This is a genomic window from Diaphorobacter aerolatus (genome assembly GCF_014489535.1).
Classification (GTDB): domain Bacteria; phylum Pseudomonadota; class Gammaproteobacteria; order Burkholderiales; family Burkholderiaceae_C; genus Diaphorobacter_A; species Diaphorobacter_A aerolatus.
Window position 1 is genome coordinate 2201722 of record NZ_CP060783.1, and the last position, 22844, is coordinate 2224565.

Consider the following 22844-nt stretch of genomic DNA (forward strand, 5'->3'; position numbering starts at 1 on the left):
GCGCCAGACGATGCCGGCCCCAGCCACGACATGGGCCGGGTGTGATTGCTGGATGAGCAGACGGTTCTAGCGACGACCGGGCCTGCCAATCAGCCCACGGGTGGTTCTTCTTTCCTCCCGAGCCGAAGACCCCTGGGGCCTTCGGCGCCTTTCTCCTGCCTTTCAACTCCCCGGCCAGGGCGATGGCCCTGCGCCATACGAACAGGAGACCGACATGCACCCGAAACTTTGCGCACCGCCGCGCAACACGCCGCTGCTCTACGGCAGCGTCTGCAGCGGCATCGAGGCCGTGAGCCTCGCTTGGCAACCGCTCGGCCTCGAAGCCGCGTGGTTCGCCGAGATCGAGCCGTTCCCGAGCGCCGTGCTCGCCCACCGTTACCCCCGCGTGCCCAACCTGGGCGACATGACCACGATCGCCCGCCAGGTCCGCGCCGGCACCGTGCCCGCGCCAGACCTCCTGGTCGGCGGCACGCCGTGCCAGTCGTTCAGCGTGGCCGGCGCCCGCCGTGGCCTGGCTGACCCGCGCGGCGCCCTGACCCTTGCCTATGTGGAGCTTGCAAATGCCATCGACCAAACCCGCCGCCAAGACCGCCGCCCGCCGGCAACGCTCGTCTGGGAAAACGTCCCCGGCGTCCTCAGCGACCGCAGCAACGCCTTCGGACACTTCCTGGGAGCACTGGCCGGCGAAAGCCGTGCGCTCGAACCGCCAGGGCAAAAATGGGCGCACGCAGGTTGTGTGTCTGGACCCCGGCGCCGCATCGCCTGGCGCTTGCTCGATGCTCAATATTTCGGCGTCGCCCAACGGCGCCGTCGCGTGTTTCTTGTGGCAAGTGGTGGAGGTGGCGTCGATCCCGCCGAGGTACTTTTTGAGCGCCCAGGCCTGCGCGGGGATTCTTCGCCGGGCTTCGCGCCGTGGCAAGACGCTGCCGGCGCTGCTGGATCGGGCGCTGCGGCAGCAGGCGGGTACTCGGGATATGCAGGACTGAAGCAGCCCTACGGCAAGGCCACGGTGACGTTCGGATTCGGCGGGGGCAACACCGCAGGACCCATCGACGTCGCGGCCTGCTGACCGCGGCGCCCGGCCCGAAGAACGACTTCGAGGTCGAGACCTTCGTGGCGCAGTCCATCGCGGGCAGCATCAGCCACACGCTCAGCACCGCCAACGGCGGCAAGGGCTGCAGCGAGGACGGCACCGGCAAGGGTGTGCCGATCATTGCCTTCACCGCACAGGGCTGCGGGCGGATGCGACGACGAACCATGCACCGACGCTGCGTGCCGGCGGACATCGCCTCAGCCACGCGAACGCCGGCGTGGTGCCGGCCATCGCGTTCGCGCAGAACTCGCGCGGCGAGCTGCGGCTGGAATCCGGCCACGGCCAGCTTGCCGGGACGCTCTCCACGGGTGGCGGCAAGCCGGGCCAAGGCCGGCCGATGGTGATCGGCGTGGCGCTGCGCGGTCGCACCGAAGGCCTGGCCGCTGAACTGGGCGATGGCGTCTCGACCGCGCTGCGCACCAGCGGCGGCGGTGCCGACAAGCCCCATGTGCTGGCACCGGACTTCGAGGCACATTTCCGCTACGACTGGAATAACCCCGGTCCGGGCGACTGGTCGCAGTGGCGGGTGCGTCGGCTGATGCCGGTCGAATGCGAGCGGCTTCAAGGCATGCCCGACGACTACACGCTGGTCCCGTACCGCGGTAAGCCCGCCGCCGACGCGCCGCGCTACAAGGCGATCGGCAACTCCATGGCCGTGCCGTGCGTCGCGTGGCTGGGCCAGCGGCTGGTGCAATGCCTGCACAAGACGGGATCGAGCGCTACGGATTGATGCACGACGCGGCCGGCGGGCCGCGCGATCCTTCCTCCTGCATTGCCGACGCATCGGCAACAGCCAGCAGCCAGGGTGTCAAGGCTGCCGTGGGTTCCTCCCACGCCACCCGCCAGTTCGCCCCGGCATCTCACCGGCGAACGCTGCCCACCGGGCATCGATGCCACCTTCCTCCAACCCACGGGATGTATGCCGCGTCCCGTCAGGGGCGTGTCGTCAACCCGGTCGATATCAGGACTTTCCATGGACACCATCACCCGACAAGACCGCATCACGCTCAAGAACCTCAAGGTCGCGGATTTCGCGAGCGAGGAAACGCTGTGCTTCACCGCCACCGTCATGTTCGACGGCAGGCCCATCGCCGAAGCCCGCAATGACGGACACGGCGGCTCGACGTTCGTGCGCGCGTTGCAAGGCCAGGCCGCGCTGCTGGCCCAAGCCGAGGAATTTGCCAAGAGCCTGCCGCCGGCATCGCTCGACGTCGAACGCGAGGACGACGAGCCACTTCTCATCGACATGACGCTCGACTTCCTCGTGGACCAGTTGGCCGATGCCATGCACGCAGAGCGCAAGCTGCGCACCGCGTTCAACCGCGACATCGGCAACAAGGTGCTGTTCATCAAGGACGGCCGGCTGCTGTTCCTCAAGGGCATCAAGCTCAAGGCCATTGCCGACCGCGCGGCATATTTCGCAAAGCTGCGCAGCCGACAGGACCAGCCCATCGTCATCCTGGCCGAGCTGCCAGCGGACGAGGCATTCGCCATCTGGAAGCAGCATGTCCTGGGCGACAAGCCCCGCTGATCCAGCCTCACCGCACCGTCATGACCGCCCCGCACTCGTTGCGGGGCTTTTCTTTGTCCCTGCGCACATCAATCGGGGCTGGACCAGATGCCGATTTCCAACTGACGTGGCGCGGCACCCTCACGAAGCTGCTCGCATGTTCGCTGATTCGTCAGCACATGCCAGCAGCCAGGGTTTCAGGCTGCCGCGGGGTTCTCTCCGCCCAACCCACCAGTCCGCATCGCATCCATTGCGCGGACGCGCGTTCCCAAGACGCTGATGCTTTTTTTCAACCGCGTGCGGGAGCTGCCATCCCGTGAGGGACAGGGCCCCGCTTTTCCAAGGAGCCCATCCATGTCCCAGCAAGCCTCTTTCGGCCGATTCGGTCAATTGGCCTTGACCTACTGCGGCAAGTTCCTGCCGCTCGAAGTCCTGCACAGCGCCGCCGGCCACTACATCGGCACGCGCGATACCGAAGGTCCCGTCTCGCGGGAATCTCGTGAGTACTTCCGCAGCCATGCCGCGGCTCAACGTGCCCTCGAAAGAGGCGGCTGGTCCCAGCTCGCCATTCCCTGATCCAACTGGAGGAATCACGTCATGAACCAGCTACTGCCGCAGGAAGTCGTCGATCAGATCGTTCGGGAAGAACGGCATTTCAGCGCCGCGCCCCAAGCCTTTTTCGAGGCATGGAAGCGTGGTGTCGAGATCGCCGGCCCGCAATGGTTTGGCGATGGCACCCGTGAAGGTCTGAACCAGGCCAAGAGCAAGTGGGATCTGCGTCCCGACATGCTGCGCCTCAACGATGCCCTCGGCGTCCTGAGCAGCGGGGAACGCATGTTCCTGTCCGCGATGGTCAGCTTCTACAACGCGCGCGAGGGCGGTGCCATGCTCAAGCGCTGCCACTTCAACGGGTTGTCGGACTTCGACGGCCTCGATCTGCCTCGTCGCCAGGTGATCGCCGACCTGCTGCTGAACTACAGCGGTTGGTGAGCCGGTCCCTGGCACATCTTCATCACTGCGTTCACGCGACCCCATGAGGGACATGCGCCTCGTCCGAGGCCATGTCCCTCGCATTTTCTCCCCGCCCAGTGCCATCCGGCATCAGGCGGTTACTCTGCGGATGCCATCGTCCGCAAGGGCTGGCTCCGTTCATTCATCGAAAGGAGCCTTCATGGCCAACAACTACTACGAAGCCACCGGCGCTCTCGTGCTCGACCGAGTGACGCCCGTCATCCAGGCGCTGTTCGGCACCTTCGCGCTGGACGAGAGCCACCCCGGCAACGGGCAGGCCTACATCGCCCAGATCGCCGAGACCACCAATCCGCAATGGCCGGACGTGCTCGATGGCCTGGAAGACTTTGCCACGCAACTCGGCATTCCGATGCCGGACGACGAAGGGTTGTCGATCCCGCCGCTGCTCGAATTGCTCGCCGTGCACTTCGGTGCTGATGAGGACGACGAGCTGGCGAACTTGATCGAGCGTCATTCGTTCGAGGGCACCGCCGATCTCGATGCGTTGTTTCTGATCGCCCCCGGTTCGATGACGGCCACAACCTGACCGCCATCCAGTTTGAGGGATGCTGGTATTGCAGCAAGCCGCGGCTGTTCGAGTTCGGCGGCAACGGCTGCTACCTGAGCCGCGCGGTTCGCGTCATCAGCTCCTCCTCCCAGGCCCTCCAGCTCGGCGACCAATTGCGCAAGGCCATTGTGGCCGCCGACATCGAAGAGGCTTCGGCCCTGCTCGCGCTGAAGACCATCAATCTGCTGGCGGGCGTCAGCGACGAGCCATTCCGCATGAATTTGCGCCGGCGCGTCGCCGAGCGATTGGCCCAAACGCCAACGATCAGCATCACCTGACGCTGTTTCCTTTCTTTCCACCCACCGGGGTCAATTCCCGGTGGCGGGATTGGCTCCATCATTATTCTGTTGGAGAAATCCCATGTCCCAGAATCCCAATCCCTTTCTACGCGGCTACTGGAATCTGAAAATCGTCCGCACGCTGTCCATCAGCCACGAGGACGGAAGCCCGCATGTCTGGCGAAACATCCACCCGAGCCAGCAGCACCTCTGCGACGCGGCGCTGGTTTCTTCTCCCTGCATCGTCACCAGCGACTTCGCGGTGGTCAGGACTGGCACCGAACCTGTCGGCGCCGCACTGATCGCCGAATGCGACGCGGCTGAAGGGGTCAGCGGCGAAGGCGTGGTGGGTGCCGTGGTGTACGCGATCCACGGCGACGACTTCGACGGCCGCCCCGTCCACATTGGCGACACCTATTCGGCCGAGGCCGCACGGGAAGTCGTGCAGCGGTTGAGCTTCGAGACCGGCTACTACAGCCGGTGCTGGGAAATCAGCAGCGCGCACATCAGCCACGAAACCGGCCAGTACCTGGCCAACCTGGCTGACCTCGCGACGGCGGAAGCCTTTTTGTTCGTTGCGTTCCGGGTTCCCTACAGCCCGGCGATCGGCGTCAAGCTGATTTCCACGCCCTGGACGGACCAGCACCTGCAGGACGTCGAGGAGATCTCCGCCGAGCAGCTTCGGCAGGAGCACTGCAGCAAGGGCATGCCGGACGACCTGGCACAGATCCTTGCACTGGCCGGCCAGGCCGACGTGCGCATCCTCATCCTCGATGCCGACGCACCCGTGTTGCTGGGCCTCCCGCTGGCCGGCGAATAGCTGCCACACACATCCCCGGCCTTCCTTGTCCTCACCGCATGCCGGCCCGTCTCCCGCCAGGGAGCCGGGCCGGCGCACTTTCACAGGAGCGATCCCATGTTCCCCGACCTCATCACACCCGCATCCGACTTCGAGCACCAGCTTGGAGCCTGCGTCAACGCCATGAGCCAGGACGATGCCATCGGCCAGATCCTGGTATTCGAGCGCATGCGTGGCGCCCTGCACATGCGCCATATCGCCAGCGCCGACCTAATGAACACCGACATTGACGACTACGACATGGTCGTCTTCGACGGTGGCAATACCAGCGGCGATGCATGGAAACATGTCTTCTTCCCGCGTCAGCGCGAGCACTACTTCGTGTACGAAGCCTGACCCAACCAGCCCCTTCCGAGGGGCTGTTTCTTGCCCGCGGCGCCGGAAAGCGGGCGCGGCTCGGTGCGCTTTCCTGCGGGCAGGTCGCCCATTCCGGAAGGCATCCTTGCTTCCATGTTCGTCGGCGTTGCCGGCACATGCCCAGGCAGTCGAGACCTTCGAGGCTGCAAGCGCGGGAAACCGTGCTGGTCGTTTCTTCCTACGGACCTACCGCGTCCATCCACGCCACCCACAAGGGACCTCTCCCTTGCGGGCGGGAATCCCTTGTTTTTCCTCAAGGAGTTTCCCCATGGACCGTTCCCTCATCAAATCCATGATGCCTTCGCTGGTCGCAGCCCATGTGCCCCGCAACGTGCGATCGTTCAAGTACCACGTGTTCGATGATCAGCCGCTGTCCTCAATGCTGGGCTTTGCCATCGACCCCCAACCCTTCGACGGCAAGGTGGTCGCCGCGACCGACGATGCCATCGTCGTCAAGCTCAAGCCTTCCGAGTTCGCGGTGCTCGATCCCAGCCTGGTGACCACGGTTCCTGCCGAGGGCGCCAAGGTGCATGTCCAACCCTATGCCCGTCGTCGATTCGACGGACTGCGCGCGGACACGCCGGAGGTCATCACCGAGAAGACTTCGGATGGCACGCCGTACACCATCACGAGGCACATCCTCGGCTCGGCGCCGGCCAAGCTGCCCATTCCCACGCCGCAGTGCATGGAGTTGGGCCAGCTCATCGAGCAGTTGGAAGAGATGCCGGCCCCCGATCGCTTCCGGCGCATCACCCACATGCTGGTGGATGCCGGTGCCCGCGACTTCACCTGGGTCGATCCCATGCCCTCCAAGATCATCGAGACCCCGCCGGCGATCAGCTTCACGGTCTCGACCGCGAAGTTCGAGGGCCGGGTGACGATCCTCTACGACCGCGGCGGAGACACCTACGTGGTGGAACTGCACCGTCAGAACGGTGAATCGGTCGAACTGGTCGATCGGCACGACGAGGTGTATTTCGACATGCTCGGCGAAGTGCTGGAGCGGCTCATCGACGACGGGCGCTGGCGCCAGATCGACGTGAGCATCCTCGACGCGAAGGCGGCCCGTAAGCGCCAAGCCGTCCCGGCATGACGCCCCTCGGCTGACCCGAGGCACCCGCCACGGCGTTCCAGCCATTCCTGCCGCGTGCCCTACAGGCCCTTCATCCCATCGGGTGGAGGGCCTTTCTCTTTTTTTACACAGGAGATTTCATCCATGTCACTGCGATTCAAAGGCGCCGACCTGCGCCCGTGCTGACCGAAGCCATCGCCAATCAGTGCCGCATCGTCCTGGTCAAGGACCAGGGCGTGTACTTCCTCGCCGAGCGTGGGGAGCGTCGCCCGGATGGACGCCAGCAACTGCTCGCCTACGCCGTCGGCTGCAACCCGGACACCGACCCGTTCGATGACTGGTGGCACCTCGCCGGCCGCGAGCTGGGCGGCGACGATTTTGCGGAGTATTTCGACCCGAAGGACGGCCTGTTCACGCGCCTCCTGCACTCGGCGGACGATCTCGTGCTGTCCGCCACCGCCACGCACCTGTCCTTGGCCGTGGTGCCTCCCGCCTGAAGCGGCAACCGCCGCGCAGCCCTCGCAGCCCCGCACCGGGGCTTTCTTTTGTTCGCACCACGGCCATCGCCGCGCATGCGCGTTCGTCTCCAGCCGCCAAGGCACGCCCCGCGGGCCACAGCGCCGGCATGCCACCGGAGACGACCGCATGAACACATCATCGACCTCGCCGAGGCTGCACCTGCTGCCGGTGTCGCTGCGCACGGCCAACGTCTTCGTGCCGGCACACCATCACCGTCCGGTCCAGGCTGCGAAGTTCGCCCTGGCCGTCACGCTGGTCGACAGCGACCTGATCCGCGGCGTGGCCATCGTCGGCCGGCCGGTCGCGCGTCAGCTGGACGCTGGAAGTCACACGGCTGTGCACCGACGGCGCACCCAACGCCTGCAGCAAGCTCTACGGCGCGGCCTGGAAGGTGGCAAGGGCGCTGGGCTACATCCGCCTGATCACCTACACCTTGTCCGACAAAGGTGGCGCCAGCCTGCGCGCCGCCGGCTGGCGGCTGGTCGGCGCGCGCGGCGGCGGCGCCTGGAGCCGTCCCGGCCGGCCGCGCGCCGATACCCCGAGCACCTGCGCGGCCCAAGTGCCCGTGGCAGGCGCCCGGCGGCGAGGACAAAGGGAAGCGCCCGGATGCCGATTGATTGCTGCCGCGCACGCAAGGCCCGGCCATGCTGACCCCATGCCTGCTGACGTTGTCAGCGACATGCCAGGCGACCATCGGTCTTCGAGGTTGCGGCGCAGTTCCCACTGCGTGACCGAGCCAGCTCGCACCGCATCCATCCGCGAGCGGCCACCAGCCTCTGGTGGCGGATGCTTTCGCCTTATCAACCCACCGCGGGGTTACGCACCTTCCCCGCATGCGTGGGCCGGTGTGTCTCCGCTTCATCCCAATGGAGATTCACCATGAACACCACGTCCAACGAGAAATCGTATTTCGACCTCCACACCTCGGGCATCGGCTACGTCCAGCGTGTCCGTGAAGTGCCCGTCCGGGGCGGCCGCCGTGCGCAGCCGTTCCTGGCTTGCACCATCGCCGCGCTGGTCGGTCCCGCCAGGGACCCCAGCTACCGCTACTTCGACGTCAAGGTCTCGGGTGCCGAGGCCAAGAAGCTCGTTCAGCGCTACATCGGCGTTGACGATCCCAAGCAGCGCCCGCTGGTGCGCTTCCGCCTCGGCGACCTCTGGGGCGATGCGTACATCCGTGACAAAGGCGAGCACGCCGGCAAGCCGGCCGCCAGCCTCAAGGCGCGACTGCTCAAGGCCGAGCTGATCGACCGGGCCGAACTGGCTTCAACCAAGCAGCACGAGTTGATCACCCGTGGCATCGGCTACCTCAGCCGCCCGAAGGACGTCAGTCCCCCGGACGGTGATGCGTTCCTCGCATGCACGGTCGCCGCACTGACCGGGCCTGTCGGTGAGCCGGAATATCGGTACTTCGACACCATCGTCGCCACCCCGAGGCCGAGCACCTGGTTCGCCGGTGCGTCCAGGCCATCGAAGGGGACCGCAAGGTGCTGATCGGCTTCAGGTTGAACGACATGAAGGTCGATCCGTACATCCGCACCAAGGGCGAGCGCGCCGGGGAACCGGGAGCGAGCCTGGAATCGACGCTGATCCACATCAGTTTGATCAAGATCGACGGCACCCAGGTTTATCCGACGAGCCAGGCGCAAGCCGAGGCGTCGCCGGCCCAGGACGCGCCCGCGCCCGAAGCCGAGGACGCCGCCGACCCCGCTGCCGGGCAGCCTGACGAGCCCGCCGAGCGCGAGCCGGAAGGTGAAGTCGAAGAGCAGGAGCCGGCATTGGCTGCTTCGTTCTGATCCGGCATGGCCCTCACGGGCCTTGCCGTTCCTCCCATTCACAAGGAGAACCATCATGGCAGTCACATCGGCGCCCGTGAAATCGGTCGCGCCCATCGTTGTCCCGGGCCAGCTCACGCTGCGCACCATCCGCGGTCGCAACGGCCCGTTCACGGTCGGCCGCCTCACCACGCACCTCGGTGTGTTCGAGGTCAAGGACCCGGAGCTGGAACAGTACCCCGAAGGCAAGTACGACGGGGAATTCATCATCCGCTACATCTTCCCGAAGTCCTACCCGGTCGGCGGCGGCATGCGGTTCGAGATCCGCGCCAGCCTGGACGGGATGACGCTCTCGGGCATCGACAAACTGAGCCGGGACGAAGCTCGCAGCTTCGCCGTCCCGGACGTCGATCCGCTCGATGAAGAGCTGGGCACACAGCCTGCGGCAACGCCGGCCAAACCCACCAAGGCATCCAGGCCCGCCAAACCTGCCCTGTGCAGGCCTCGGCAGACCCGTTGGTCGATACCACGCCGTTCGGTGTGGATGCGCCGCCGCCCGCTGCGACCGCTGCCTCCGGCAGCACCGAAGATGGCAACGCCGCGCTGTTCGGCATCCTGTGGCCGCTGGGCGAGTCCGTGAAGCTGGACTCGACCATCGACCGCCGCACCCTGCGCGCGCAGATCGCCCGTCTGGGCGAGCTGGGCTACGCGCTGGACTTCAAGACGCAGGAGTGGAGCCGCCAGGCCGAACTGCAATCTGCGTGATCGCGAACGCCGCATCCGCGGTGTTCTTCATCCAACCGCCGGGGTTCCTTCCCCATGCGGGGGAGGCCCCGGCACCTTTCTGGAGGTCTCCATCATGTCCACCATCGCTTGCGATACACCTCGTTCTGCGCTGGATGAATCCGCGTGGCGGGCTCTCTGCGAGACGGCAGCCGCACAAGCCACCAAGGGTTGCGAACTGTCTCACGACTACTACGTAGAACGCTTCAGTTCGGCGATCGACGCGCAAGTTGGTCGATTGCCCGAAGAGCAGCGCGCACAGGCCCTGCAGATCGCACAGGAATGGGACTACGCCACACCGGCCGAAAGGCAGGAAACCCAGGACTGGAACGCTGAACACGGCTATTGCTCGCACGGAATCGAGCTGGGTTATTGCCCGGCTGGTTGCGATTCGGACTACTGAGGTCCGACACACGTCATCGCCGCTTGCGCGGCTTTTCACCACCCGTCGGGGTTCTCCCCCTATGGGGGCCTCCGACTCAACTTTCCCAGGAGGCCTCTCATGGGCTGGTATTTCTCCCATCAATCGCGGTCTGAACTGATCGCAGAACTGATCGCACCGCAGGAGACCGAGCGCATCAGCGCGAAGGTCATCGCTCGCGCATTACGCGGCAACGTGCTGTGGTCCGTGGTCGAAATGATCGCCAAGGTCGAGGGTGTGCATTGTAATCTCGCGCCGGGCCAGTCCCTGCGCTACATCCGCTGCGATCTGCTTGAGCGCAGCGGCAACCAGTGGGGCTACAAGCCGCTGGAAGAGTCCATGCACCCGTACTACTACTCGTGCCCGCTGTCCTATCTGGACCTCGCACCGGAGCAGTCCGCCGAATGGCGTGCAGGCGTTCGCGCCTACCACGCACGGCGGCGCACACCCACGGCTGTCACGGCTCCCGCCGCGATGCTGATGGTCTGAACCAGGAGGAACCGACATGGACCCCATCCTGGCTGCGCTCTCACCCTCGCTACTGGCACTCGTTGAAGGAAGTTTGTCCAACAACGAAGTGTCCTCCGGCGAGGAGATGCTGGAGTACTTCATCAGCAACGGCCTCACCGAGGAACAGGCACGGCAGGCGCTGACCTACCGCGAACAGTACCTCAACAACCTCTACCTGGACGGCTTCACGCCGATCACCTCGGCAGACGAAGCGCTTCACTTCAACCCGCACACCCGGCAGTTCGAGCCGGACTGAGCGGTTTTCTTCCACCCCCTGGGGCAGTACATGCCCGAGGGGCGGTGCTGCTCCCGTTCATCCGAGGACACCACCATGCCCGCCAACACTTCTTCCTCCACGCTGTACCGTATCGACGAATGCCCGGACGTGATGGCCGACGCTTGCGTCGGCGATGACCAGGGCAACCTAATCTTCCTGTCCATCTGGGCGCGCGACACCGCCGTCCAGCAGTTCCTTGCTCGCCTGACCCTCGGGCGCGACGAGCAGGGACTGGAGCAGTTCCACGTCATCACCGATCAGGGCGGCAGCGTCCCGGTGTTCATCGGCAACGTCGATCGCCTGGAAAAGCGCATCACGCGCGCCTACCGGCGAACGCTGTTTGGTTCGCTGTCCAACGTGTGGCTGTTCGACCGGCGCTGCGTCAGGCCCGACAAGGCCAACGCCAGCGCACTGGCATTGCTGCCACAGGGCAGCGCCCACCGGCTTGACCGCCTGTGGATGCTGGTGCGGGACACCTGCCCGTTGCCGCTGCTCGACCACTGGCGCGAGACCGTGCTGGAACTGCTGCAAACGCGCGAAATGCTGGCCCGCCTTCCGTTCGCCCTCGGGCAGCTGGAAGGCCATCGGCTTGCCATCGACGTGCCGGCGTTGACCCTGGCGCTGGGTTCCCTGATCCGCAGTGACGTGCTCACCGCCTATCCCTATCCGGCCAAGATCTGGACGCCGGTAGCGGTAGCGGTTTGACCCACCCGCGGAGGCATGCCTTGGCGTGCTTCCGTCATTCATCCCCGCCAACCAGGAGACTTCCATGGCCCTCATGTTCCCGCGGCTCGCCCGCAATTTCGTGAAAAACGGGTACTTCCCGACCGACGAACCCACGCTTGAAAGAGCCCTCAATGCACTGATGTCCAGTGCGCCTGAATCCAATGGGCCGATGTGCATCCTTGATCCCTGCGCCGGCGAAGGCGTGGCGATCGCCGAAGCCGCCCACGCCCTCGGGCGCGAGCAGGCCAAGGCGTTCGCTGTCGAGTTCGATGTGGAACGGGCACGCCATGCCCGTGGACTGGTCGATCACTGCCTGCACGCGGACCTGATGGACACGATGATCTCCAAGCAGTCGTTCGGGCTGCTCTGGCTCAACCCGCCGTATGGCGACCTGTCCAAGGACGTCAACGGCAACATCGGCTACCAGGGCCAGGGCCGTGCCCGCCTCGAAAAGCTGTTCTATCAGCGCACCCTGCCGTTGCTGCAATACGGCGGCGTGCTGGTCTTCATCGTTCCCGGTTACGTGCTCGACGCGGACCTGGTCGGCTGGCTGACGCGCCACTACACCGATCTGCGCATCTACCGAGCGGTGGAAACGCAGTTCAAGCAAGTGGTGATCTTCGGTCGGAGGGTGCGCCAGCGCGACCAGGCTGTGGATTCGGTCAAAGCCACGCGCGCGCTGCTGTTGCAGATCGGGCAAGGCGACGCTGAAGCCGAGGAACTGCCGAGCGATTGGCCGTTCCTGCCGTACATCGTCCCCGCCAGTCCGGCCGAGCCGGAGCATTTTTTCCGCGTGACGATGGAGCCCGAGCAGTTCGCCGACGAGGTCGGCCGGCTGCAAGGCCTCTGGCCGTCGCTGGACACGCACCTGGGGGCCGCGCAGCAGTCGTTGCGTCCACCGGCGCGGGCCTTGTCCCACTGGCATCTCGCCTTGGCCTTGGCCGCGGGCGCGATCTCGGGGGTTGTGCGTTCCAAGACCGGGCGCCTGCTCGTCGTCAAAGGGACACCCACAAGGAGAAATCCCTGCAGAAGGAGTTCACCGAGCGCGACGACGGCTCCATCGCCGAGACCCGCATCCTTACCGACCGGTTCGTTCCCGTCATCCGCGCATGGGACATGACGCCTGACTCCGTGACACGGGGCGAGGTGTTGACCATCCGTTGATTGCGTTTCTTCCGCCGACGGTTCGCCGTCGCCTTCTTCCACCCACAGGGTCCAGCCGCCCGATGGGGTGCCGTGGCCCTTCCATCTCAAGGAGCCTTCCATGGCAGCCCAAGTACTTTCTATCAACCAGACATCGAGCCTGCGTTTCACGCCCGGCCAGGTGGTCATGACCTGCGGGGTTGACGCCCTGGTCGAACAGGGTCTGCTCAACCCGATTCCGTTCCTGCGCCGCCACCTCAGCGGCGACTGGGGCGACCTCGACGACAGTGACAAGCGGCAGAACGATGCCGCGCTGAAGTCCGGCGAGGATCGTCTGTTTTCTTCCTACAAGGTCACACTCGGCCTGAAGCTTTGGATCATCACCGAATGGGATCGCAGCGTCACCACGCTGCTGCTGCCCAGCGAGTACTGATCCACACCACGCACGACGGCCATTTGCCGCCGCGTGTCATTCCTTTCTCCCACCACGGGGCATGTCATCGCCCCTCTGGGGGTGGTGCATGTCCCACTACTTTGGAGCATCACCATGTCCCTCGATCTCGATACCACCGCCGCCGATACCACGCCCGTACAGGGCGAGCTGCTCGACGCGGAATCTTCCCCTCTGACCCTGAGCCTTCAGGATTTCGTCGGCGAGTTCGGCGACGAATTGCTCGATTCGCTGAACCGCGCCAACCCGCCGGTCTATACCGGCCAGCCCCAGGCGCACCGGCAACTCATCGTCGCCAGCCTCAAGCGCAAGCTGTTCCAGGCCCAGGCCGAAGTTGTTCATGCCGCCGCCGAGCTGCTGGTCGATCAAGGCGAACGCGCTGCGATCGTCAATGGCGAAATGGGTTGCGGCAAGACGACCGTCGGCATCGCCACGGCTGCCGTGCTCAACGCCGAAGGCTACCGCCGCACCCTGGTGCTTTCGCCACCCCACCTGGTCTACAAATGGCGGCGCGAGATCCAGGAGACGGTGGCGGGCGCCAAGGTCTGGGTCCTCAACGGCCCGGACACCTTGGTCAAGCTCATCAAGCTGCGCGAGCAGTTGGGTGTGCAGCCCACGGGCCAGGAGTTCTTTGTCCTGGGCCGCGTGCGGATGCGGATGGGGTTCCATTGGAAGCCTGTCTTCACCACGCGGCGCACCCGCCACGGCGACGTGGCAGCGTGCCCAGACTGCGGCACGGTCATCACCGACCTCGACGGCGAACCGGTCAACCCGGTCGCGCTCGAAGCCGAGGAGTCACGCAGGAAGTGCAGCCATTGCGCCGCACCCCTGTGGACGCTGATCCGCCCGCGTAGTCTGTCCGGCAGTGACCAGTCTTCGGTCGTCCTCAAAGCCTTGAAGCGCATCCCGACCATCGGGGAAGTCACAGCGCAGAAGCTGATGCAGAAGTTCGGTGACGGCTTCCTGGCCTCGATGCTGGGCGACAACATCCATGAGTTCATCAACCTCATGGACAGTAACGGCGAACTGGTGTTTTCCGACCGTCAGGCCACGCGCATGGAACGTGCGATGGCCAACATGGAGTTCGGCTTTGGCGAGGGCGGCTACCAACCCTCGGAATTCATCAAGAGATACCTGCCGCAAGGCACGTTCGACCTGCTTATCGCCGACGAGGCGCACGAGTACAAGAACGGTGGCAGTGCCCAGGGCCAGGCCATGGGCGTGCTGGCGGCGAAGGCTCGCAAGACCTTGCTGCTGACCGGCACGCTGATGGGCGGCTACGGCGATGATCTGTTCTACCTGCTGTTCCGGGCACTGCCTGGACGGATGATCGAAGACGGCTACCGCCCGACCACGAGCGGCAGTATGACCTCGGCGGCGATGGCGTTCATGCGTGATCACGGTGTCCTGAAGGACATCTATTCCGAGAGCACCGGCCCGGCGCACAAGACGGCCAAGGGCACCAAAGTATCGGTGCGCACGGTCAAGGCTCCGGGCTTTGGCCCCAAGGGTGTCCTGCGCTGCATCCTGCCGTTCACGATCTTCCTCAAGCTCAAGGACATCGGTGGCAACGTCCTGCCGCCGTATGACGAAGAGTTCCGCGAAGTCGCGATGGACACGGCGCAAGCCGCGGCCTACCGCGATCTGGCGGGTCGGCTGACCGCGGAGCTGAAACAGGCTCTGGCGCGACGCGACACGACGCTGCTGGGCGTGGTCCTCAACGTGCTGCTGGCCTGGCCGGATTGCTGCTTCCGGTCGGAGACCGTGGTGCATCCGCGCACGCGCAACACCTTGGCGTTCGTCCCGGCTCAGTTCAATGAGTTCGAGATCAGCCCCAAGGAGCGTGAACTGATCGACATCTGCAAGGCAGAGAAGGCACAGGGGCGCAAGGTCCTGGCCTACACGGTCTATACCGGCACGCGCGACACCACGTCGCGCCTGAAGGTACTGCTGGAGCAGGAAGGTTTTCGGGTGGCGGTGCTGCGCGCAAGCGTGGATGCCAGCCGCCGCGAGGACTGGATTGCCGAGCAACTGGACCGTGGCATCGACGTGCTCATCACCAATCCCGAGTTGGTCAAGACGGGACTGGATCTGTTGGAGTTCCCGACGATTGTGTTCATGCAAAGTGGCTACAACGTGTACTCGCTCCAACAGGCGGCACGCCGCTCCTGGCGCATCGGGCAGAAACAGCCGGTGCGCGTGATCTATCTCGGCTACGCGGCTACTTCGCAGATGACCTGCCTGGAGCTGATGGCCAAGAAGATCATGGTCTCGCAGTCCACCTCGGGCGACGTGCCCGAATCCGGGCTCGATGTCCTGAACCAGGACGGTGATTCCGTCGAGGTCGCACTGGCCCGGCAATTGGTCACCGCCTGATCCCCACGCCATCGCCGGCCTAGCGCCGCCGGCTTTCTGTTCTTCCCACCTTGCAGCCCCGTCCGCGTTCTTCGTGGGCGGGCTGCGGCTTTTCGGATGGGCATTTACTTTTAATTCGATAAATGTTGTATTATAGAATCATGAATGAAGATCAAGCTGTTTCCGCCCTCGGTGCCTTGGCCCACACCCAGCGTCTGCGCGTCTTCCGCGCCCTGGTCGTCGTCGGCCCGAGGGGTTGACGCCCAGCGTACTGGCCGACCAGCTCGACGTCGCCCGCAACTCCCTGTCCTTCCATCTAAAGGAATTGGCTCACGCCGGCCTCGTCACCGTCGAGCAGCAAGGGCGCCACCTGATCTACCGCGCCGACTTCGCGCAGATGAACAGCCTGCTCGGCTACATGACCGAACACTGCTGCCAGGGCGGTGCATGCGAAGTCACTGAATCTCCTTCCACCTGTCCCTCCTGCTGAAAGCACGCCATGACCACAGAGGCCACATACAACGCACTGTTCATCTGCACGGGCAATTCCGCCCGCTCCATCCTCGCTGAAGGCATCCTCAACGAGCTGGGCCAGGGGCGCTTTCGGGTCTACTCGGCAGGCAGCCATCCCAAGGGGAAGTCCACCCACTGGCGCTCGCCACGCTGGAGCGGCTGCATATGCCGGCGACCGGTTATCGCAGCAAGAGCTGGGATGAGTTTGTGGCGCCAGGCGCGCCAGTATTCGATTTCATTTTCACCGTCTGCGACAACGCCGCTGGCGAAGTCTGCCCGCTTTGGCCGGGCCAGCCGGTGTCGGCGCATTGGGGCGTGCCCGATCCGGCAGCCGTCGAAGGCACAGAAGAACAACGGCTCAAGGCGTTCAAGGATGCCGCGCTGACCTTGCGCCGCCGCATCGAGCTGTTTCTCTCGCTGCCACTGCAACGCCTGGACGCCATGTCGCTGCAACGCGAGTTGCGAAACATCGGCCAAGAGTGAACCGTGAAGGGCTTTCTGGAACGCTCGGGCCAAGAGGCGCTGCCCCTGGTTCTGGTCGATGGCGAGGTGGCCTTGGCCGGCCGCTATCCCAAGCGCAGCGAATTGACCCGCTGGGCTGGCATCAAGGCACCCGAAGCCGCCCAGCCCAAGGCGCTTGCTGCTCTGGCCCTGATAGCCGCTGCTGCTGAACAAGGGGATTACATGCACTTTCTGACCGAACCGCCCCGGTTTCTTTTCTTCACTGGCAAAGGGGGCGTCGGCAAGACCTCCATCGCCTGCGCAACGGCCGTGCAACTGGCGGCCCAGGGCAAGCGCGTGCTGCTCGTCAGCACCGACCCGGCTTCCAACGTGGGGCAGGTGTTCGGCGAGACGATTGGCAACCGCATCACGGCGATTCCTGCCGTACCGAACCTGTGGGCGCTGGAAATTGACCCGCAGGCTGCGGCACAGGCCTACCGTGAACGGATCGCCGGGCCGGTGCGGGGCGTGCTGCCCGACGACGTGGTGCGCGGCATCGAAGAATCCCTGTCGGGCGCCTGCACCACGGAAATCGCCGCCTTCGACGAGTTCACGGCGCTGCTGACCGATGCGGCGTTGACGCAGGACTACGAACACATCATTTTCGACACGGCGCCTACCGGCCACACCATCCGCCTGCTGCAACTGCCGGGCACATGGAGCGGCTTTCTCGAAGCGGACAAGGGCGATGCGTCGTGCCTTGGCCCTTTGGCGGGGCTGGAAAAGCAGCGCAGCCAGTACAAGGCTGCGGTAGAGGCGTTGGCCGATCCCTTGCGCACCCGCCTGGTGCTGGTGGCCCGTGCGCAGCGCCCCACACTGCGCGAGGCGGCACGCACCCATGAAGAGCTGGCCGCCATCGGCTTGTCGCAGCAACACCTAGTCATCAACGGCGTCTTCCCCGCCGGCGAGGCTGAAAACGATGCCCTGGCCACCGCCATCTACAAAAGAGAGCAGGCCACACTTGTCGCCATTCCGCAGGCGCTCCAGGCGTTGCCTCGGGATCAGATCGCGCTCAAGCCGTTCAACCTCGTGGGCCTCGATGCCCTGCGCCACCTGCTGGTTGATACCGACGCCACGCATGGCGCCGATGCCATTGAGCTGCCTACCCGGATCAATGCGCCAGACTTGTCCACCCTGGTCGATGAGATCGCCGTCGATGGACACGGGCTGGTCATGGTGATGGGCAAGGGCGGCGTGGGCAAGACCACGCTGGCTGCCGCCATCGCTGTAGAGTTGGCCAGCCGGGGGCTGCCCGTCCACCTGACCACCTCCGACCCGGCCGCGCATCTGGCCGATACGCTGGAAGGCTCCCTTCCCAATCTGGCACTCAGCCGCATCGACCCGCAGGAGGCCACGGCGCACTATCGCCAGCATGTGATGGACACCAAGGGCGCGCAGCTCGATGCCGAAGGCCGCGCGCTGCTGGAAGAAGACCTGCGCTCGCCCTGCACCGAGGAAATCGCGGTGTTCCAGGCGTTCTCCCGCGCCATCCGCGAAGGGGCAGGAAGTTCGTGGTGATGGACACCGCGCCCACCGGTCACACCTTGCTGCTGCTCGACGCCACCGGCGCCTACCACCGCGACATCGCCCGGCAGATGGGTGAGACGGGCGTTCACTTCACGACGCCGATGATGCAGTTGCAAGACCCGAAGCAGACCAAGGTGCTCATCGTCATCCTGGCCGAAACCACGCCCGTGCTGGAAGCTGCCAACCTGCAAGACGACCTGCGCCGCGCGGGTATCGAGCCTTGGGCCTGGGTCGTCAACAACAGTGTGGCAGCCGCGCACCCACATTCCCCGCTGCTGCGCCAGCGCGCGCGCAACGAGCTGCAGGAAATCGACGCCGTGTCCACGCGGCATGCCCGACGCCATGCCGTCGTGCCTCTTCTGACCGAGGAGCCGGTGGGGGTGGAGCGTCTGCGGGCTTTGGCGAACTGGAAAACCTCATGAATCTAGATAGCCCCCAAAACGGACATTCGATGCCGAATCCTCCCTCACGCTTGTCCTTCCTGGATCGCTACCTCACCGTCTGGATTTTCGCCGCGATGGCGCTCGGCGTCGCCCTGGGCACGCTCTTCGACGGTTTGCCCGATACGCTGAATGCGCTCTCGATCGGCACGACCAACGTCCCGATCGCCATCGGCCTGATCTTGATGATGTACCCGCCGCTGGCCAAGGTGCGCTACGAGACGCTGCACGAGGTCTTCGCCGACCGGCGCGTGCTGCTGCTATCGCTGGTGCAGAACTGGATCATCGGGCCGGTGCTGATGTTCGTGCTGGCGGTGATTTTCCTGCGAGACCAGCCGGAATACATGACCGGCCTGATCCTGATCGGACTGGCGCGCTGTATCGCCATGGTGCTGGTGTGGAACCAGTTGGCGCGTGGCGACAACCAGTATGTCGCGGGGCTGGTCGCCTTCAATTCGATCTTCCAGATCCTGTTCTTCTCGACCTACGCCTGGTTCTTCCTGTCGGTGCTACCACCACTGTTCGGCCTGCAAGGCAGCGTCATCGACGTCGGCTTCTGGACGATCACCGAGGCAGTGCTGATCTACCTGGGCATTCCGTTCCTGGCCGGCTTCCTTACCCGGCGCACGCTGATTCGGCGCAAGGGCGAGGACTGGTACGAGCGTGCCTTCCTGCCGCGGATCAGTCCCATCACGCTGGCGGCGCTGCTGTTCACCATCGTGGCCATGTTCAGCCTCAAGGGTGCCGACGTGGTGCGCCTGCCGCTGGACGCGCTGAAGATCGCCGTGCCGCTGGCGCTCTACTTCGTGATCCAGTTCCTCATCAGTTTCTTCATGGGCCGGCTGATCCAGGCCGACTATCCGCGCACCACCGCCATCGCCTTCACCGCCGCAGGCAACAACTTCGAGCTGGCCATCGCCGTGGCCATCGCGTCGTTCGGCCTGGCCTCGCCGGTCGCCTTCGCCACGGTGATCGGGCCGCTGGTGGAAGTGCCGGTGCTCATCGGGCTGGTACATGTCGCCTTGTGGCTGGGCCGCCGGTGGCGGTTCACAGGAACCCGCATGTATTCCGCCAACCCTACGAATCCCACGAACCCCTGAACCGAGGCAATGTCATGAGCCCTATCACCATCTATCACAACCCCGCCTGCGGGACGTCGCGCAACGTACTCGCCTTGATCCGCAACAGCGGCGAGGAGCCGACGGTCATCGAGTACCTGAAGACGCCACCCGACCGAGAGACGCTAATAGCACTGATCGCTGCGATGGGCGTACCAGTACGCTCTGTGCTGCGCGAGAAAGGCACGCCCTACGCCGAACTCGGCCTGGATGATCCTTCGTTGCGCGACGAGCAGTTGATCGGCTTCATGCTCCATCATCCCATCCTCATCAACCGGCCCATCGTGGTCACGCCGCTGGGCACGCGCCTGTGCCGACCTTCGGAAACGGTGCTGGACATCCTGCCGCAACCCCAGCGCGGCGCGTTCAACAAGGAAGACGGCGAAGCCGTGGTGAATGCGGAAGGCCACCGTGTCTGAATCCAGAATCGACCTGCCCAATCTCGACACCGCGCTGTTCCAGCAACCCGATGCCCAGCGGCTGCTGGCGCCCGAACGTGCCACGCACGCGCCCCGCTTCCTGCTGCTTTACGGCTCGCTGCGCGAACGCTCGTTCAGCCGTCTGGCGGCCGAAGAAGCGGCGCGCATCCTGCGTGCGCTCGGCGGTGAGACACGGATGTTCAACCCCTCGGGCCTGCCGCTGGTGGACGATGCGCCTCACGATCACCCGAAGGTCAGGGAACTGCACGAGCTGGTGCAATGGGCCGAAAGCATGGTATGGAGTTCGCCCGAGCGCCACGGCGCCATGACCGGCTTGATGAAGACCCAGATCGACTGGATTCCACTGTCGGTCGGCGCGGTGCGTCCGACTCAGGGCAAGACGCTGGCGGTGATGCAGGTGTCGGGGGCTCGCAGTCCTTCAACGCCGTCAACCAGATGCGCGTGTTGGGCCGCTGGATGCGGATGCTGACCGTCCCCAACCAGTCTTCGGTCGCCAAGGCGTACCAGGAGTTCGATGAAGCAGGACGCATGAAGCCCTCGGCCTATTACGACCGTATCGTGGATGTGATGGAAGAGTTGATGAAGTTCACGCTGCTCACGCGCGATGCGGCGCCGTACCTGGTGGACCGCTACAGCGAGCGCAAGGAAAATGCCGAAGCCTTGAGCCGGCGCGTCAATCAAGCGGCGATCTGAGAACCGTCAGCGTAGTAAAAAGAGGGCCGAAGGCCCCAGGCTCACCTTCGCTCAGGTGTGCAAGGTAGAGATCAAAGCGCTCGGCTGCATTCATCGATTCTCCTGCACGAAGTCGAGAAGATCGAACTATGAAACTTATGACACAGTAAGATTACGGCAGATGCCGGAAATACGCCTCGCGCACAATCTCGCCCGCCCGATCCACGTCGAAGGCCGGCAGACCAGGCCGCAGCAGCGTGTCCATATCGCGGCGAAAGCCTGCCTTGCCCAGGCGCACGTCGAGGTGCGCGTTGGCCTCTTGCGCACTGAAGTGGGTGCCTTCCTGCTCCAGATACCAGACGAAGGCCTGCATCGTCTTAGCGCCATCGACCGCATACGGTGTGCTGCCGGCTTCGCCGAGTTGCCAGGCATGCACCAGGTCGAACAGGTCGCGGCCTTGCTCACGCTGCATCAGGGCGCGCGTCTTGGTCCCCAGCATCTCGTTGATGTCGTAAGAGCGCGCCGTGGCCTGCATGCGGTCGCCGTCTTCGTCGAGCACGTCCAGCGCCACATCGACCAGGGGATAGAGCGAGGCGCTTTCGTTGAGGTTGACTTCGACCTTGATGGTTTCCTCGCGCTGCAGGCCCAGTGGGATGAACTTGTAGGCGGTGCGCAGGATTTTCGAGGGCCGCAGCACGTTGCGGATCGCGAGCCACGCATCGGCAATCAGCGAATCGCTGGGCAGCCCCAGCACGGGCGTCAGCACCCGGCGCAGGTGGCCGTCCAGCGTGTCGGTGTCCATCGACTTGACCAGCACCAGGTCGATGTCCTCCGAATACCTCGCCGCCGGCGCCAGATGCGCCTTGTGCAGTACCGTGCCGCCGCGCATCGCCAGGTGTTCGCGTAGCACCTCGTCGCCGAAGATCGCCGCCACGCCGCGCGACAGCCGCAGGTCCTGCTCGATCTGGCTGCGTTTGGGCCAGGGCGCATGGGCCTGCCATGCCGTCAGGTGGGTTTGCTGCATCATGTGTTGGCTCCTTGCTGGGGCGGAACCCAGACCTTGAAATCCGCGTTAGTGTTGTCGGCGCGTTCGCCACGCTGGGGCAGCGCGCCTTCGAGCGCGATCAGCCGCATCGGCCTGTCCCGCAGCCAATTCGACAGCGGCGCCAGCAGGCTGGCCTGTTCGTCGAGCGCCAACAGCGCGCCGAGCCTTTGTGCCACCGGCACGCTCTGCATGGCGTCCAGCGCCTGAGTCAGACCTTCTTGCTCGCAATGGGGCCAGAGCGCGCTCAGAACTTCCCGCACCCGGCTCATGCCGCCAAGCGTGCTGTCGCGTTGGATCAGGTCCAGCACGGTCAGCTCGGGCGTACTGACCCTGAAGCGGCCATCGGCGCTGTCGTGCCATCGGGTCGGCATCGCTTCGATGCGTGCGCAGGTGTGAAAGACGAGTTCATGTCGACCGACGGTGATCGGACGGCGCTTGGTTTCCACCATCACCTGCGTGACCATGACGGCATACGGGGAGGCGCCGTAGGCCTCGGCTGCACTGAGCAGTCCGACGTAATACGGCGTTTTCAGGGTCTTGCGCAGGTAGGCGTCGAGCCATGTCTCCAGGGGTGGGCTTCCGGTCGCCGCGTACTGCAACGGTACGATCAGCCAATGATCCGAACCGCGGGACAGGCGCACCAATCGCCCAGCCCGCTGCTGGCGATACAGCGCCTTGCGCAGTGCCTCGGGGCTGGCATCGGCCAACCTGGCGCGCAGGTCGCCAGTGCGGATGTTTAGCTTGCCCATGCGCTCGCAGGCGTCCAGGACATCCGAAAGATGTTGGGGCATGGTCAGGACGATAGATTGCAATTAATTCGCGCAATGTACCATTTATTGTCCTATAACGCGAAATATTTTCATAACTATGCGCGGATAAG

Annotated in this window: 18 protein-coding genes and 11 pseudogenes; 27 read left to right on the forward strand and 2 right to left on the reverse strand. The window is 64.8% G+C overall.

Features of this window, described 5'->3' with window-relative positions; all coding sequences use genetic code 11:
• The first annotated feature begins 214 nt into the window (after window positions 1–214).
• From H9K75_RS10195 to arsH, 27 genes and pseudogenes are all read left to right on the forward strand, one after another.
• Window positions 215–1823 (forward strand): annotated as a pseudogene (locus H9K75_RS10195) (DNA cytosine methyltransferase).
• 243 nt (window positions 1824–2066) lie between these two features.
• Window positions 2067–2624, forward strand: coding sequence for a hypothetical protein (locus H9K75_RS10200; protein WP_003050381.1), 558 nt, complete (start codon window positions 2067–2069; stop codon window positions 2622–2624).
• Window positions 2625–2957: 333 nt separating this feature from the next.
• Window positions 2958–3179 (forward strand): hypothetical protein, encoded by a 222-nt coding sequence (locus H9K75_RS10205; RefSeq protein WP_003120032.1) that lies wholly within the window; start codon window positions 2958–2960, stop codon window positions 3177–3179.
• A gap of 21 nt (window positions 3180–3200) precedes the next feature.
• Window positions 3201–3593 (forward strand): hypothetical protein, encoded by a 393-nt coding sequence (locus tag H9K75_RS10210; RefSeq protein WP_003050375.1) that lies wholly within the window; start codon window positions 3201–3203, stop codon window positions 3591–3593.
• 181 nt (window positions 3594–3774) lie between these two features.
• Complete coding sequence (locus H9K75_RS25730) at window positions 3775–4161, forward strand: hypothetical protein (RefSeq protein ID WP_449757729.1); 387 nt, start codon at window positions 3775–3777, stop codon at window positions 4159–4161.
• A 149-nt stretch (window positions 4162–4310) separates the two neighbouring features.
• The gene (locus H9K75_RS25735; protein ID WP_449757730.1) at window positions 4311–4460 is read left to right on the forward strand and encodes a hypothetical protein; all 150 of its coding nucleotides are present in this window, start codon (window positions 4311–4313) and stop codon (window positions 4458–4460) included.
• Between the two features lie 82 nt (window positions 4461–4542).
• Window positions 4543–5280 (forward strand): DUF5983 family protein, encoded by a 738-nt coding sequence (locus H9K75_RS10220; protein WP_187725688.1) that lies wholly within the window; start codon window positions 4543–4545, stop codon window positions 5278–5280.
• Window positions 5281–5376: 96 nt separating this feature from the next.
• Window positions 5377–5655, forward strand: coding sequence for a hypothetical protein (locus tag H9K75_RS10225; RefSeq protein WP_003120030.1), 279 nt, complete (start codon window positions 5377–5379; stop codon window positions 5653–5655).
• A 289-nt stretch (window positions 5656–5944) separates the two neighbouring features.
• On the forward strand, window positions 5945–6769 hold the full coding sequence (locus H9K75_RS10230) for a GTPase (RefSeq protein ID WP_187725689.1): 825 nt from the start codon (window positions 5945–5947) through the stop codon (window positions 6767–6769).
• 123 nt (window positions 6770–6892) lie between these two features.
• A pseudogene (locus H9K75_RS10235) lies at window positions 6893–7245 on the forward strand (DUF3085 domain-containing protein).
• A 148-nt stretch (window positions 7246–7393) separates the two neighbouring features.
• Window positions 7394–8150, forward strand: a pseudogene (locus tag H9K75_RS25485) (XF1762 family protein).
• Window positions 8147–9063 (forward strand): annotated as a pseudogene (locus tag H9K75_RS10240) (DUF3577 domain-containing protein). Before H9K75_RS25485 ends, H9K75_RS10240 begins: the two co-directional pseudogenes overlap by 4 nt.
• Window positions 9064–9118: 55 nt before the next feature.
• Window positions 9119–9807 (forward strand): annotated as a pseudogene (locus tag H9K75_RS10245) (DUF3275 family protein).
• A 94-nt stretch (window positions 9808–9901) separates the two neighbouring features.
• Entirely contained in the window at window positions 9902–10228 is a 327-nt protein-coding gene (locus tag H9K75_RS10250) for a hypothetical protein (RefSeq protein ID WP_187725690.1), read from the forward strand.
• Window positions 10229–10327: 99 nt separating this feature from the next.
• Window positions 10328–10735: a hypothetical protein gene (locus tag H9K75_RS10255; RefSeq protein ID WP_187725691.1), complete on the forward strand. Its 408-nt coding sequence runs from the start codon at window positions 10328–10330 to the stop codon at window positions 10733–10735.
• Between the two features lie 16 nt (window positions 10736–10751).
• The gene (locus H9K75_RS10260) at window positions 10752–11012 is read left to right on the forward strand and encodes a hypothetical protein (RefSeq protein WP_187725692.1); all 261 of its coding nucleotides are present in this window, start codon (window positions 10752–10754) and stop codon (window positions 11010–11012) included.
• A 75-nt stretch (window positions 11013–11087) separates the two neighbouring features.
• The gene (locus H9K75_RS10265; protein ID WP_187725693.1) at window positions 11088–11738 is read left to right on the forward strand and encodes a hypothetical protein; all 651 of its coding nucleotides are present in this window, start codon (window positions 11088–11090) and stop codon (window positions 11736–11738) included.
• A 64-nt stretch (window positions 11739–11802) separates the two neighbouring features.
• A pseudogene (locus H9K75_RS10270) lies at window positions 11803–12923 on the forward strand (DUF6094 domain-containing protein).
• 100 nt (window positions 12924–13023) lie between these two features.
• Window positions 13024–13335, forward strand: coding sequence for a hypothetical protein (locus H9K75_RS10275; RefSeq protein ID WP_187725694.1), 312 nt, complete (start codon window positions 13024–13026; stop codon window positions 13333–13335).
• Window positions 13336–13449: 114 nt separating this feature from the next.
• Window positions 13450–15729 carry a helicase-related protein gene (locus tag H9K75_RS10280; RefSeq protein ID WP_187725695.1) on the forward strand — a complete coding sequence of 760 codons (2280 nt, stop codon included), beginning with the start codon at window positions 13450–13452 and terminating at the stop codon, window positions 15727–15729.
• A 122-nt stretch (window positions 15730–15851) separates the two neighbouring features.
• A pseudogene (locus H9K75_RS10285) lies at window positions 15852–16198 on the forward strand (ArsR/SmtB family transcription factor).
• Window positions 16199–16207: 9 nt separating this feature from the next.
• Window positions 16208–16704, forward strand: a pseudogene (locus H9K75_RS10290) (arsenate reductase ArsC).
• Between the two features lie 3 nt (window positions 16705–16707).
• Window positions 16708–16791: pseudogene (locus tag H9K75_RS24735) on the forward strand (arsenic metallochaperone ArsD family protein); the annotation flags it as partial.
• 114 nt (window positions 16792–16905) lie between these two features.
• Window positions 16906–18671: pseudogene (gene arsA, locus H9K75_RS10300) on the forward strand (arsenical pump-driving ATPase).
• Window positions 18672–18700: 29 nt separating this feature from the next.
• Window positions 18701–19789: an ACR3 family arsenite efflux transporter gene (gene arsB, locus H9K75_RS10305; RefSeq protein WP_187725696.1), complete on the forward strand. Its 1089-nt coding sequence runs from the start codon at window positions 18701–18703 to the stop codon at window positions 19787–19789.
• A gap of 14 nt (window positions 19790–19803) precedes the next feature.
• The gene (gene arsC, locus H9K75_RS10310) at window positions 19804–20226 is read left to right on the forward strand and encodes an arsenate reductase (glutaredoxin) (protein ID WP_187725697.1); all 423 of its coding nucleotides are present in this window, start codon (window positions 19804–19806) and stop codon (window positions 20224–20226) included.
• Window positions 20219–20940, forward strand: a pseudogene (gene arsH / locus H9K75_RS10315) (arsenical resistance protein ArsH). The gene arsC and the pseudogene arsH overlap by 8 nt, the downstream one beginning before the upstream one ends.
• A 151-nt stretch (window positions 20941–21091) precedes the next feature.
• Here the strand turns inward: arsH and H9K75_RS10320 are convergent.
• Window positions 21092–21946 carry a nucleotidyl transferase AbiEii/AbiGii toxin family protein gene (locus tag H9K75_RS10320; protein WP_187725698.1) on the reverse strand — a complete coding sequence of 285 codons (855 nt, stop codon included), beginning with the start codon at window positions 21944–21946 and terminating at the stop codon, window positions 21092–21094.
• On the reverse strand, window positions 21943–22755 hold the full coding sequence (locus tag H9K75_RS10325) for a type IV toxin-antitoxin system AbiEi family antitoxin domain-containing protein (protein WP_187725699.1): 813 nt from the start codon (window positions 22753–22755) through the stop codon (window positions 21943–21945). The genes H9K75_RS10320 and H9K75_RS10325 overlap by 4 nt, the downstream gene beginning before the upstream one ends.
• Window positions 22756–22844: the final 89 nt, after the last annotated feature.